Below are 12,974 nucleotides of genomic sequence, written 5' to 3'. Positions count from 1 at the left end.
TAGATATTTATTGTTTTTTATAGGTCATATGTAATTCGCATATCTTCATTGGTGTTTGTCTCATCGGTTAATATTATATTTTGGCATTCGATGATTTTCAATTGCGACCAATTTTAGGTCATGCTCATTTCATAAGTATTTTGTTTTTATTTTTATTCTCTTTGGGATGTTTTTGCTTTCCAAAACTAAACCAATAGCAGCTGTTTTTTTTGAAACCCCTCCACTTCACTATTGTCAAATGAATATTTATTTTTTGATCAATTTCAATTTTTCTACCACTGTGCCATTTGATATATGGATAATATAAATTCCCGCTGCCAAAGCCGATACTTCTATCTGGTCTTTATAGACTGTAGCCAATACTTCCTGCCCTGCCATATTGTATGCTTTAATAAAAGTAGAGGTTGGGTCAAAAGCAGGGTTTAATTGTAGCTGCAAAGTAGAAACTACTGGATTTTGAATTAGTTGGGTAACAATTTTAGGAGCGTTTACATCCTCAATACCTAATAGCGCTGAAGCAAAAATCTGCATCTCATCTATTTGGAAGGTAGCGGATGCATTGGTGTCTTTAAATGGACTAGTAGAGATTGCTGCGGGGTTATTTACAACAGTATTGTTCTGCCAGAATCCGATATAGATTTTCTGCCCTGCATACTGGGAAAGGTCTGCCGTTGCCTGAGCGAATAATGCGTTGCCTGCCGCAATATAATCAGCATTGGTAATAACAAGTCTTTTAGGAAGTATGTTAGGATTATTAGTGTAAGCCGCTGTAATATCAGCACGCAATGCTTTAAAATCTGTTACATCCGGAACAGGTTTTAGGGGTGTACTTACATAAACAAAAACAGTTTTATCAGTATTATTAGCTGTAGAAGTTGTATTATAAATACTTACTCTGCCTATCATAGCTGCCAAAATAATGTCTCCAGACGCTGCTGTTAAATCAATTTCAGGAGAAATGACCCAGTCTTCTATATCGTTGTTATAATCAGCCTTTAAATTTGCAGGACCGCCAACAACATTTGGTATATAGCGACTGTATCGTAAAACGTTATCGGGCGATACTTCTTCATACATATTTGGAGTTGCGGCTTTACGTACAACTTGCTTTCCTATCTCCCAGGTGTTATTGTTATTATTCCCGTCATAGAATTTCCAGCCGTCTCTCTCCTCTGGGGTATCAAAGGTGTTTTCCCATACAATAAATTGAGCGCTGCTAACACCAAATACTAAAAAAGCAGTAAAGAGTAATAATTTTTTCATAATTGTAAAATATAAAGAAAACAGGCGGCATTTTGCAACCGCCCGCTTTCAGGTTAAAATTTAAACTGTAAGTTAAAACGAATAATTAGTCCACGTTCCTTGGAAATCTCCACAGTTTCTTGGAGAAACAGTCCATGATCCTTCATTAAAGAATGGCTGAGTCATTCCCCAAACAGCTGCAGGGTTAGACGTAGAAGTAGCTGTTACGCCAGAAATAGTAAGGGCTGCTGTAGTGCTTCCTATTCTTGAAGCTGTAGCATACGTAAAGCCGTGAGCACTCACACTTGTGAAGTTAAGGTGTGCTGAATTCACAGCAGCACCACTCACTGTTTCGTTCAGGATACCAACTGGATAACCCGTAACTGTCGCATCGTTTAGAGTTAATCTACCGTTTCTTCGTACGTGAATGGCATTTTCATACAATGCACCATTTGTACTGCTTTTAGCCCCTATAATAGTTAGATTACTAATTACCGGATGTGTAAAAGGTGTGGCTCCTGATCCTGATGCATTGTTGTCTAACTCAATCCCATTTGAATCTGGGCTTGTACCACTCAAACTGTGAGTTGAGCTGTAATTTGCTAATGCCAAGGCACAGCTAATAGTACCAACATAACCATTGTCAAAATCGAAATTGTCATCATCTGCTGCATACGACACTAAATTGGTTGCATTTACTGTCCCACCAAACCATTCGAATGAATCATCTTTACCGAAAGATACCTGAACGTGGTCTATGGTAGTACCTGAACCAACTCCTCCCATTGTTAATCCGTTGATTTCGTTACCATTTCCGTTAGGATCTGTAGGCAATACTCTTCCTGCAAACTCGATACGCACATAAGTTAATGACCCTGAGTTATCAGTATTATTGGTAGTAGTAGTAGAACCATAGTAATATTGAGAAGGATTAGATTGATCTGTAAGCCCTTCGATTACATTGGAATCTGTCCCTGTATTCACCTGTGCTTTCCCTAAAAGGATAACCCCTCCGAAATCTCCAGGACTAGCTGTAGTATCATCATCACAATCCAAAAGATTGTAGCTGGTAAATACTACAGGAGCCGTAGCAGTTCCGTTGGCATTTAGCTTACCACCTTTTTGTATCACCAATATACCAGTAGGTGCAGTGCCGTTAGGTACGCTTCCTTTGATGTAGGTTCCTGCCTCAATAGTAAGAGTTACACCGTTTAATACATTTACAATTCCATCAATTTCCCAGATTTTGTCTGCAGTCCATGTTGTAGAAGCAGTAATGTTTCCGGAAACTGTTTGTACGGGTTTAGAACATGCAGCTGAATACTCAGCAGAAGCTGATTTCATACCAAACGAATCAGCAGCTGATCCAGCTTCATTCTCACTACAGGCTGTAAGCGATAGTGCTACAAGAGCTACAAAAAATAAATTTCTCATAATATTAATTGTTTAGAATTATTAATCCGGTTGTTTTATTTTTAATCCGGATTTTTACTGTTTAAAGGATACCCGCCTCTGTATCCCCGTTACCTGGTTATGCTTTATCACTTTGCATTGCCAGAGGCAGGACTCTGCAAAGCGTCTCTTCCTTCTTCCCTTGCCAGGCTGAGCGATTCTGGAAAGGTTCCGTTTTTTGTACTGTACTCTTGAGACTACTGATGGTGCACTCACCAATAAACTTTAAGATTACAGCCCGTCAGGATGCGGAAAAACCTGTACAATGGCGCATTATGTTAATTATGATTTTTCATTGTAATTCTTTTCTTACTAGTATATACCCAAAATAAATGCTGCATTTGTATTTCATCTGAAGCAGGTTCAGTTGTAACTAGGTCAAATTCGATCCTTCTAAAAACTATAATTCATACTTAAACTAAAAGTTGTTCCTTTATACCCCCTGAACATTAGCTCGTCTGTATCTTTATCGTATTTTTTTGATGATCCCGGTGATAGTATGTATCGATCTCTTATCGCAGTATTGTCTTCCTGACCCCAATTAGGATTGTCAGTTTTATAGCTCAGGTAATTGTTATAGGTCTCTATTGGTGTATTAAACAGGTTTTTTATATTAAATTTTACCTGAAAGTTTTTGTCTTTCAGGAAACGATAACTCAATTGTACATCGGTAGTACTGTATGGCCGCTGAATTTCTTCATCTTGATAATCATAACCCACCGTAATATATTGGTCACCTTTGGCATTCTGAACAATATTGAATCCAAGGCGTTCCCCATCATAAGCAAATCCCAGATTGTATGCCCAAGGCGTTTGCCCAAACATGGGCCTATTAGCCTTATAGGTTGAGGAATCTGCCTGCCCGTCTTTGCCAAATCGGTTTATGTATCCTGTAACTTTAGTATCGTTAAAGGTAAAGTTGGCACTCACAAAAAACTTGTCCAAAAAAGGGTTTTGTCCTATAAAACCAAAGCTTTTTCGTATTTCGGCTTCAAAACCAGTTAAAATGGCCTGTTTGGAATTCGCCACATATAACTCCAAGCTTCCTTCAGGAGCTCTATAACCGACACGTTCAATAGGGTTTATAAATTTCTTATGGTAAACTCCAAAAGAGAGTATCTCGCCGAGTCCCGGAAACCATTCCCACTTAAAATCATAATTATTCACGATAGTAGATAGTACCCCGCCGGCATTAATTATATTTGCTGAAGCAATAGGATCATAAAAGGGAATAGCGGTGCGTTCCTGAAACGATGGTCTAATCACGGCTCGGCTATACGCCAATCTCATATTCATTTTGGTAGTGGGACTATAAGTAAAATTTACCGAAGGCAAAAACTCCCACAGTTTGTCATCTAACTGCTTCTCATCAAAGCCATCCTCTACAGCATCCTTCCTTTGCGTTTGCAGCAGTTCGTATTTGTAGTATTCTGCTCTTGTACCCCATACCAGCCTCCATTGGGTGTTTATACGCTGATCAAACATCAGGAAAGGCGCGTGCTGGCTAACTTTGCCGTGGTATTTTTCGCCATAAAAATCCGTGACGGCCCAACCTACTTGCCCTGGCTCATAATGGGTACCATCGAGTAGTTCAGTAAACGAATAAATATTTAATCTATTTCTTTCGCTAGCAGGAATGTTGGGACGGTTTTCATCTACTTTCAGGCTTGCAGCAGTCTGCTGGTTCGTATTCTCTCTCAGCGCACCAAAATATCCTGCCTTGATGGAATTTTTAAAATGTCCTTTATTGAGTTGCAAGGCGATATTTGCCCCGAAATTATAATCCTCTGAATCATTGTCGATATTTTGTCTGACAATGGGTGGACTTGAATTATAGACATAGTAATATTTATACATTTCGTTTCCAGACATTGCGTAATACTTCAAATTGGATGTGAAGTCTTTCATATCATATTCAACTGCTGTACGTGCTGCAAACCAGTTTAAATCTATCGTGTTTCCCAGTTTATGATTTCCTTCCAGTTTATTCTGCAACAATTGCTGATACACAGGGTAGTTGTATTCGCTGGTTCTGGGTAAAGCAATCGATTCAAGACCCTTACCTTCCGGTAATACTCCAGTATAAAAATAATAGTATGAATCATCTGAAGCGGTATCTCCCTGTTCATTCCAACCCGTTATCTTTGTAAGGCTAATATCTGCTGTATGGGTATAGGAATTACGGAAAGAAAACCTGTTTGTTCCCAACTGCAGCCCAAAATTCAGCATTCCTGCAACTGTTGAACTAGTTGTATAACTAGCTCCCCTGTTTTTGTAATCAAAAAAACGTGTTGGATTAGTATCATCTGGCCGAAAGGCATTATACATCCAGTTCGAACGTGCAGTATGGTCTATATCTAAAATGGTTTGTTCGTATTTAGAACTTACTGCTCCGGCAAAGCCCCATTTGTTATTATTTTTTAACTCGATTTTTTTACCAAAAGCCAGTTGAAAACTCGATCCAGGGTCAGCTGTAGTTTTGTATGTGGTAAAATTATCATTAGTAAAGCGTTTGGATTGCTCAAAGAAATTCTTGGTATTAAAATCTGAATATTCAAGTCCTTGCGGAAAATCCCTTGTACCATCATCATATCCAAAATAATCGTTTTTGCCTTGTTGTCGGGAAAGGAATGGCTGAAAAGTAGCTATGGTATTATAAGAAGACCCCCAATTGAAAGAGAAAAAATCTTTATTCGGAATGTCTTTTGTTTTTACTTCTATATAACCGCCAGCAAAACTGGCATTCATATCGGGTGTAGCTGTTTTGTTTACCACCACGCTTTCTACCATTGCCGTTGGAATTATATCGAAAGAGAACTGGTTGTTGTAATCCGTACTCGGCAATATTATTCCGTCCATCACCGCCGTATTCCATCGCTCTCCCAAGGAGCGTACCACTACAAATTTGTCGGCTATTGTTGTTACTCCAGTAATACGTTTTAGTGAAGCTGCCACATCACTATCAGGTGTTTTTGCTATTTGCTCAGCAGAAATACCATCGCTCATTTGAGCCGCTTTTTGTTGCTGTCTAAATAATCCATCTGTAGAAGCAGCTGTCTTTTTGTAAGTGCTGGTTACTACTACTTCACTTAAAGATTGGTCAGAGTTGTCTTTTAAAGCAATATTTAAAGAGGTTGTATTATTTTCGGTTACGACAAGATTGGTAATTCGTTGTGTTTGAAACGAAATATACCTTGCTTCCAGAGTATATGTGCCAGATTGTAATGAAAATGAATAAGTACCATCATTACCAGATATAGTTGTTAGGTTTGTTACTCCTGTTATTTGTATACTTGCGCCGGGAAGCGGTACGCCCTGGCTGTCTGTAACTGTTCCTTTAATGCTTCCCGGCTGCAGCTTTTTTACAGGCAGTCCCTTTTTGACAATAATATAGGAGCTTCCACTTTTTTTGAAGGTGAAGTTTGTTGAGGTTAAAGTGGACTGTAAAATTTGTTCCCATGTTTGATTTTTTGCTTTGTAAGCAGGGACATTTACTCCTTTTACCACATTCAAATCAAAAAGGATATTTATTTTGCTTTCTTGCGTCATTTTTGTAAGTCGTTTGTCTAATGTTTCAGCAGGAAATTCTTTATTTAGGGTTTGTGCCTGTAAAGTGCTAATTGTAAAAATTTGTAGTAGTATAACCACTATAAGGTAACGTTTGTACATCTTGAGTTTGTTGATTTTTGCTAATTTTATGTTTTCGAAATTTTAATAGATAATTAGTTTCCCTAATTGGCTGAGGTCATACTTAATGTTATACAACAAGCTAATACCTTCCATAACTTCTTTCAGACTAACATCGCCAGGAAAAGAGCAACTAAGTAATTTTCCGTCGAGTTTATTGTTTTTAATTTCAACCGTTACATTGAAATGTTGTTTTAATCGCAGTTTGAACTCTTTAGCATTGGCACCGTTCATTACCATTCGGTTTTCCATCCAGGATGCGGCATCTTCCCAGTTGGATTCTCCTTGTTCTATTTTTCCAGTAAGCTTATTGTAAGTGATTTGCTTATTTTTGGTCAGTTCTCCAATTAAATTATTTTTATTGCTAACGACTACTTTACCACTTCTTACTGATACTGAACATTCATCCAGTTCTTTATAAGCTTTTACATTAAATGAGGTTCCTTTTACCGTAGTTTCTAAATTACTGGTATGCACAATAAAAGGCTTTTCAGGATTTTTGGTTACTTCAAAAAAAGCTTCTCCTTCTTCCAGCCATATTTCTCTTTTTTCTTTATTAAAATAAGCCGTTGCAATTCCAATACGGGTATCAGTATTCAGGTACACTACTGAACCGTCCGGTAATGTCATCTGTTTTTTTTCGCCGACACCAGATTGAAAATAGTCCATTGCAATTTGAACAGGCAGTGAAGTACTATGGCTTGTTTGGTCATTATAAAAATATAATCCTATTCCTAAAGTGATTACGACTACTGCGGCAGCATACCTGGCATAATTATGCAATTGTATTACTTTTGATTTTCTGGCAACCTTTGGCTCTTCCTGGGCTAACTCAAAACCAAATTCAACTGACAACCTTTGCCATACTGTTTCACACCCTTTTTGAATCTCTTCGACTGGCGCTTTATAAATTGTATTTCCTGCTTCGGAGTTCCAGTTTTCTATTGCCTTTTTTTCTTTTTCGGTTGCCTTGCCGTTGAAATAGCGGGCAAATAATTCTACAACCCATAGCTTTGCAGATTGATTGTCTTCGAAATATTTCTTATCGTTTTTCATAAATTTTATTAATTGCCAGTAAACTGGTAATTGCTTCTATGTATGACCGTATTGAAAAGGTCTTTTTTCTTGAAAAACAGCATTAAGTATTTATTATTAGTTTGTTACCGAAACATTACTGCTTTCATTAACAAGATATTAGAAAGTATTAATGTTTTTAATTCATTATTTTTATTAAAATTTTGAGTATTAAAAAAAAATAATAATTCGATAACCCTAGCTTATAATTTAAAAAATACATTTGTATCAAACTTCATTTATTATGGAAAAGTCTGACAAAGAGCTTTTGGAAGCCATTGCTTGTAGGGATGAAAAAGCTTTTAATGAATTTTATAAAAGGTATTCTTTCTTGTTACACAAATTTGCTTTAAATCGGATTGGAAGTACCGATGCCTCTAATGATGTAGGACAAGATTTTTGGTCTAATGTCTGGCTGAAACCTCAAAACATAAGAACAAATGATGCGGGTTCTGCCAAGAATTTCCTTCTTTCCTTTTATACTTATCGTATTTTAGATTATCTGCGAAACCCTAGCCAAAAAGAAAAGGCAGTGGATTCAGAGAAACAAATTAACAATATTGAATATACACTAGCCTACACACACATCCTTGAGGAAATAGAAGAAAAAGAAATCCACACATTGATTGATGAAATTTTGGAAAGCCTGCCTAAGTTGACCCGCGAAATATTTGTGTATCGTTGGGAGGAACAGCATTCAATTAAGGAAACGGCTTCCTACTTTGATGTTGATGAAAAAACGGTTTATAACCGAACTTATGTTGCACTTACAGCTGTCCGGTCTAAAGTAAAAGATATGCTGTCTGATGAAGTTATCATTGCGGATTCTAAAACACTATTGAATCTGCTTGTTTTGCTGAGTTTATTTAATGAATGATCTGTTGATTAACTCAATTTTTAAAATATAATTGTTAAATTCACTCCAACCACTGGGTTAATATGTTCTTCAAAATACAAAAAATTAACAAGACCTTTATCTTATTTATTCAAAATTTATAAAACGTTTTTTTGTTTTTACTAAGCGCTGTTTTGTTAGAATTACTTTTGCAGACATTATAACCATATTCAGATTATTGTCGATTTTGACAGACACAGCATTTATATCTTTGATTTGCGTTATTGAAACCGATTCTTTATGCATCTGCCATTGTAAAAACAACATTTTATTTTCAGGTCCTAATTTGATACACTAAGGTAAAACAAAAGCATTTTAAGACTTTTTAAAATATTAAAAACAGAAAAGACGGCCTACTGCTCGTCTTTTTTACTATTCAAAAATTACAAATTTATATTCTCTTCCAAGTAGTTAATACTGCTAATATGTAAAAACAACTAATCTGATACGTTCTCAAAATACTTTGACAGAAAATACATAAAAATAATTCACTTTTAAAATGACACAGCCATTGCAAGTCCATACTCTCTTCCATTATATACTGGCAGAATCACTCCGTTTAGGTTTTCCTTTTTTTTGAATATTTTTTTACTAATAACCGGATGAAGCCAATAGGCTATTTTAGTACTCAAAATTCCAATACCTGCTCCGGCTGCAACATCACTAAACCAATGTCTGTCGTTATACATCCTGAAAAATCCAGTTCCTGCAGCGACTAAATATCCTGTAATGCCGTACCAGACAGATACATCTCTATATTCCTGATTCAGAAATTCAGCCCCCATAAAAGCAGTAGCTGTATGTCCGGAAGGAAATGAGTTATTTGAAGTCCCATCAGGTCGCATCTCGTTTCCGGTCATTTTAATTACATTTACCGTTGTCCCCATAATTAAATAAGCTGAAGCGAGGATAATTGTGCGGTCTTTAAAATTATTTTTGCCTTTAATGCCTGCTGCATTGAGAGCATAAACAGACAAAAAAGCAGAATACTGTGAAAAATCATCAATCGTAAACTTCTTGTCAATATGTTCATTTATTTCATTTTTAGTATCCGTATTGATGTCTTTAAGTGTATGACTTTCGAGTCCAATAACTCCATATCCAATTAAAACACTTGGAATAATTAATGCCTTATATTTAAATTTTAGCTCTTTATTTAAGCTAAGGCTATCTGGATTATTTGACTGTCCGAAGGTACTTAAAGTCAAAAGGCTGCTTACAATAAACAACTTTATTTTCATCATTTTATAATTTTATAACCTTGGGTTTAGGCTGAAGGTCAAAAGAAATGCTTTTCCTAAAGAAACAGGCTTGGTCAATAATTTCTTCAAATTTAAAAAATCAACAAATTAGTCTTACAAAAAATTAAGTTTATACGCAGATTTCAATTATTTTCTCTTAAGACTTTTATTCAATATTCAATCAAAAACAGATGGCTTTATAGCATAAAATTTGCTGAAATAGCGTCCTCATTCGAGATTATTAGAATTAACCCGTTGGATGAAATTAGTTTTTGATGATTAATTTTCGTCTGTCTGAGTGATTTTCGATAGAAAATTATATCGAGAACAGAAAATTATCATTAAAAAGGTTCTCGATACATTTTTTTGTTCCGTTGCTCTGCACAAAAAAACACTCGAACTTACGATTTAAATAATTTCACCCAACGGGTTAGAATCAGAAATATAATATAATTATTTCAAATCTAAATTAACATAATTCTTTACCGAAAACAATCAGTTTAAAATTTAGAACCATTCTACATTTTTCCCATACAATTACATTCTTTTTTAATGTAATTTTATAGTGAATTAAAACAAAAGACACTGAAATTAAAACTGTTACAAATAAAAATACTTTAGATTCCGTTCTCAAAAAGATGGATACAACATAAATAATACAACAAAAGTCTTTATTGAATTTCTGGGACTACATGAAAAAAAGATGTTGCTAAAAATTCCGGACTAAGAAACATCTGAATTGTAGTTTACAAAGACACATTTCTAATGAAATTTAAAAATATAAATCTTTTTATATCAGAAATTACATTCCTAACCAATTCAAATGCAAAGAAGATTCATTTGTTTAATTTAAAACAATATAAAGATATTGCCCAAAACCAAAATCAGTTTCAAATAAGACAGCTTCTTAGAACAAACTTTGGTGGAGAAAACGATAATAGTAATTCGACCTGAGAAACTTAATAACCCAAAAGAAATGACAACAGAAAACCATTACATCATCAGAAGTGGATGGCTAAGGGCTGCTGTACTAGGAGCAAATGAAGGAATTTTATCCACTGCGAGTTTAGTAATTGGTATTGCAGCAGCTAGTACAACAAGAGAACCTATTATACTTGCCGCTGCTGCGGGTATAACAGCCGGTGCTCTTTCGATGGCTGCAGGTGAATATGTATCGGTAAGTTCACAAGCAGATGTTGAAACCTCAGACCTGAAACGTGAAAAGTTAGAGCTTGAAACTGATCCACAGGCTGAACTCGAAGAACTTACCAATATTTATATCCAAAGAGGATTAAACAAAGAACTCGCCCGTAAAACTGCAGAAGACTTAACTGCTCATAATGCGCTTGAAGCACATACACGAGATGAACTTGGTATTAATGAAATTACGCAGGCCAATCCTTTTATGGCTGCTTTTGCTTCAGCTTTCTCCTTTGTTATTGGCGGACTCCTGCCAATGCTGACAGCAGTTTTTGCTCCAGTACAAAAAATGGTTCTATATCAGTACTGCTTTTCAATACTTTTCTTAGCATTCTCGGGAATCCTGGCGGCGAAAGCAGGCGGATCTCATACTTTAAAAGCTATGTTACGTATCTGCATTTGGGGCACATTTGCAATGGCTGCTTCAGCTCTTGTAGGGCATATTTTTGGCGTTCAGAATGTTTAGGTTTACAGATTCCAAATTTAATCAAATCTTAAGTCTGATAAAAAACCAAAAAGACACTTTTTTCGTTAATTAGTATAATATAAAACATTTTATCAAAATGAAACTAATTACACTGTTCCTTTTATTAGGTATACTTCCCGGAACTATAAAATGGGAAGCTGATTTTGACACTGCGAAAAAGACAGCGAGAGAGCAGCACCGCCTTATCCTGCTTAATTTTTCGGGATCCGACTGGTGTGGCCCGTGTATCCTAACGCGCAGGGACTATCTCGAAAATGCAGGCTTTACCGAAATGGCCGATCAAAAGCTCGTGCTGGTCAATGCAGACTTTCCGCGCAAAAAGAAAAATATCCCGTCTGCCGATCAGGTAAAAAGAAATGAGACATTGGCTGAAATTTACAACAAGGAGGGCAGTTTTCCCCTAACCCTTCTTCTAGACGCAGAGGGTAAGGTCATCAAAACCTGGCATGGAAAACCGGAAAGCTCACCCGAGCAGTGGACAGCTGAAATCAAATCATTATGTGAAAGCCAAAAATAAGATGGCAGCTGCAAAGAAATATTCACAATCCCTCAAACTTATGGGCAACAGTTTTACTATTACCGTAACAGCTGCTGACCACAAGACTGCCAACGAACATATAGAAATAGCCATTGAGGAGATCAGGCGTATTGAAAAACTTCTTACCACTTATAAAGATGACAGTCAGACCAATCTGATCAATGCTGCTGCAGGGATTCATCCTGTGAAGGTTGATCCGGAAGTTTTTAATTTAATTCAAAGGGCAATTGGAATTTCTGGTATTACGCAGGGTGCATTTGATATTTCGTACGGAAGTATTGATAAAACACTTTGGAATTTTGACCGTTCCATGACCTCACTTCCAGATAGTCAGACAGCCTTAAAGATGGTGCACCTAATTGACTACAGAAATATAATTCTGGATAAAGATAATATGACTGTTTTTTTAAAACAAAAGGGTATGCGCATCGGCTTTGGAGGAATTGGTAAAGGGTATGCGGCCGAAATGGCAAAACAGGCTCTGCTGAAACGGAATGTAAACAGCGGAATTATTAATGCCAGCGGTGATTTATGCGCATGGGGCTTACAGCCAGACGGCAGCAAATGGACTATTGGAGTTGCTGATCCGGACACTCCGAATGCTGCATTTTCTTATATGGAAATATCCAATAAAGCAGTAGCCACATCTGGGAATTATGAAAAATTTGTAACCATTAACGGCAGGAAATATTCGCATACCATAGATCCAAAAACAGGCCTTCCGATAACAGGAATAAAGAGTGTTACCATTATCGCATCAAATGCTGAATTTGCAGATGCAATGGCTACTCCAATAGCCGTTATGGGAATCAAAGCCGGTTTGTTTTTAATAGATCAGATTCCTGATTTGCATTGTATAATAATAGATGACAACAATAAAATTTACACTTCAAAAAACATTCGCCTAAAATGAAAAATCAAAAGCAGCAAAATCTCATACTATTGTGCAGTATTGCTTTAGCAGGCATTCTCACATCATCATGTACTTCTGTAAAAGAATATCAGAAGGGAAAAATCAACGATTCTGAAATGGTGCTTGCCAACAGGAAAATTGAAAAAACAGAACTTAGTTTTCAATCCTACCGCGAGGGAGCTTCGGGAGCAAATGCAGGTAAAAGCGGCGGTGGCTGCGGCTGTAACTAATTTGATATCATAAAC

The 12,974-nt window shown here is 36.5% G+C and carries 10 protein-coding genes; 5 read left to right on the top strand and 5 right to left on the bottom strand.

The genetic code is table 11. From position 1 onward, the window contains the following. Nucleotides 1–246: 246 nt before the first annotated feature. The 4 genes from ACNC7R_RS09660 to ACNC7R_RS09645 form a co-directional block, all read right to left on the bottom strand. Complete coding sequence (locus ACNC7R_RS09660) at nt 247–1,263, bottom strand: T9SS type A sorting domain-containing protein (protein ID WP_417940828.1); 1,017 nt, start codon at nt 1,261–1,263, stop codon at nt 247–249. 72 nt (nt 1,264–1,335) lie between these two features. Next, complete coding sequence (locus tag ACNC7R_RS09655; RefSeq protein ID WP_417940826.1) at nt 1,336–2,676, bottom strand: hypothetical protein; 1,341 nt, start codon at nt 2,674–2,676, stop codon at nt 1,336–1,338. Between the two features lie 411 nt (nt 2,677–3,087). Then, the gene (locus tag ACNC7R_RS09650) at nt 3,088–6,363 is read right to left on the bottom strand and encodes a TonB-dependent receptor domain-containing protein (protein WP_417940824.1); all 3,276 of its coding nucleotides are present in this window, start codon (nt 6,361–6,363) and stop codon (nt 3,088–3,090) included. 42 nt (nt 6,364–6,405) lie between these two features. After that, nucleotides 6,406–7,437, bottom strand: a complete 1,032-nt coding sequence (locus ACNC7R_RS09645) for a FecR family protein (protein ID WP_417940822.1) — start codon at nt 7,435–7,437, stop codon at nt 6,406–6,408. Nucleotides 7,438–7,699: 262 nt separating this feature from the next. On the opposite strand from ACNC7R_RS09645, the gene ACNC7R_RS09640 reads away from it, so the two are divergent. Continuing rightward, nucleotides 7,700–8,332, top strand: coding sequence for an RNA polymerase sigma factor (locus ACNC7R_RS09640; protein WP_417940820.1), 633 nt, complete (start codon nt 7,700–7,702; stop codon nt 8,330–8,332). Nucleotides 8,333–8,844: 512 nt separating this feature from the next. Here the strand turns inward: ACNC7R_RS09640 and ACNC7R_RS09635 are convergent. After that, nucleotides 8,845–9,594 (bottom strand): phosphatase PAP2 family protein, encoded by a 750-nt coding sequence (locus ACNC7R_RS09635; protein ID WP_417940818.1) that lies wholly within the window; start codon nt 9,592–9,594, stop codon nt 8,845–8,847. Nucleotides 9,595–10,567: 973 nt separating this feature from the next. Here ACNC7R_RS09635 and ACNC7R_RS09630 point away from each other — a divergent pair. The 4 genes from ACNC7R_RS09630 to ACNC7R_RS09615 all read left to right on the top strand — a co-directional run bounded on the left by ACNC7R_RS09630 (nt 10,568) and on the right by ACNC7R_RS09615 (nt 12,959). Continuing rightward, on the top strand, nt 10,568–11,257 hold the full coding sequence (locus ACNC7R_RS09630; RefSeq protein WP_417943159.1) for a VIT1/CCC1 transporter family protein: 690 nt from the start codon (nt 10,568–10,570) through the stop codon (nt 11,255–11,257). 97 nt (nt 11,258–11,354) lie between these two features. Further along, nucleotides 11,355–11,795: a thioredoxin family protein gene (locus ACNC7R_RS09625; protein ID WP_417940816.1), complete on the top strand. Its 441-nt coding sequence runs from the start codon at nt 11,355–11,357 to the stop codon at nt 11,793–11,795. A 1-nt stretch (nt 11,796) separates the two neighbouring features. Then, on the top strand, nt 11,797–12,729 hold the full coding sequence (locus ACNC7R_RS09620; RefSeq protein WP_417943158.1) for an FAD:protein FMN transferase: 933 nt from the start codon (nt 11,797–11,799) through the stop codon (nt 12,727–12,729). Continuing rightward, nucleotides 12,726–12,959 carry a DUF4266 domain-containing protein gene (locus ACNC7R_RS09615; RefSeq protein ID WP_417940814.1) on the top strand — a complete coding sequence of 78 codons (234 nt, stop codon included), beginning with the start codon at nt 12,726–12,728 and terminating at the stop codon, nt 12,957–12,959. Before ACNC7R_RS09620 ends, ACNC7R_RS09615 begins: the two co-directional genes overlap by 4 nt. Nucleotides 12,960–12,974 lie beyond the last annotated feature (15 nt).

The sequence above is a fragment of the Flavobacterium adiutor genome, from assembly GCF_048282555.1.
In the GTDB taxonomy this organism is placed as follows: Bacteria; Bacteroidota; Bacteroidia; order Flavobacteriales; family Flavobacteriaceae; genus Flavobacterium.
This window is presented reverse-complemented; position numbering and strand designations above follow the sequence as displayed.

Coding starts and splice junctions, on each gene's coding strand:
- ACNC7R_RS09645 (WP_417940822.1), bottom strand. CDS start 7,437: ATGAAAAACGATAAGAAATATTTCGAAGACAATCAATCTGCAAAGCTA.
- ACNC7R_RS09615 (WP_417940814.1), top strand. CDS start 12,726: ATGAAAAATCAAAAGCAGCAAAATCTCATACTATTGTGCAGTATTGCT.
- ACNC7R_RS09640 (WP_417940820.1), top strand. CDS start 7,700: ATGGAAAAGTCTGACAAAGAGCTTTTGGAAGCCATTGCTTGTAGGGAT.
- ACNC7R_RS09635 (WP_417940818.1), bottom strand. CDS start 9,594: ATGATGAAAATAAAGTTGTTTATTGTAAGCAGCCTTTTGACTTTAAGT.
- ACNC7R_RS09620 (WP_417943158.1), top strand. CDS start 11,797: ATGGCAGCTGCAAAGAAATATTCACAATCCCTCAAACTTATGGGCAAC.
- ACNC7R_RS09660 (WP_417940828.1), bottom strand. CDS start 1,263: ATGAAAAAATTATTACTCTTTACTGCTTTTTTAGTATTTGGTGTTAGC.
- ACNC7R_RS09630 (WP_417943159.1), top strand. CDS start 10,568: ATGACAACAGAAAACCATTACATCATCAGAAGTGGATGGCTAAGGGCT.
- ACNC7R_RS09625 (WP_417940816.1), top strand. CDS start 11,355: ATGAAACTAATTACACTGTTCCTTTTATTAGGTATACTTCCCGGAACT.
- ACNC7R_RS09650 (WP_417940824.1), bottom strand. CDS start 6,363: ATGTACAAACGTTACCTTATAGTGGTTATACTACTACAAATTTTTACA.
- ACNC7R_RS09655 (WP_417940826.1), bottom strand. CDS start 2,676: ATGAGAAATTTATTTTTTGTAGCTCTTGTAGCACTATCGCTTACAGCC.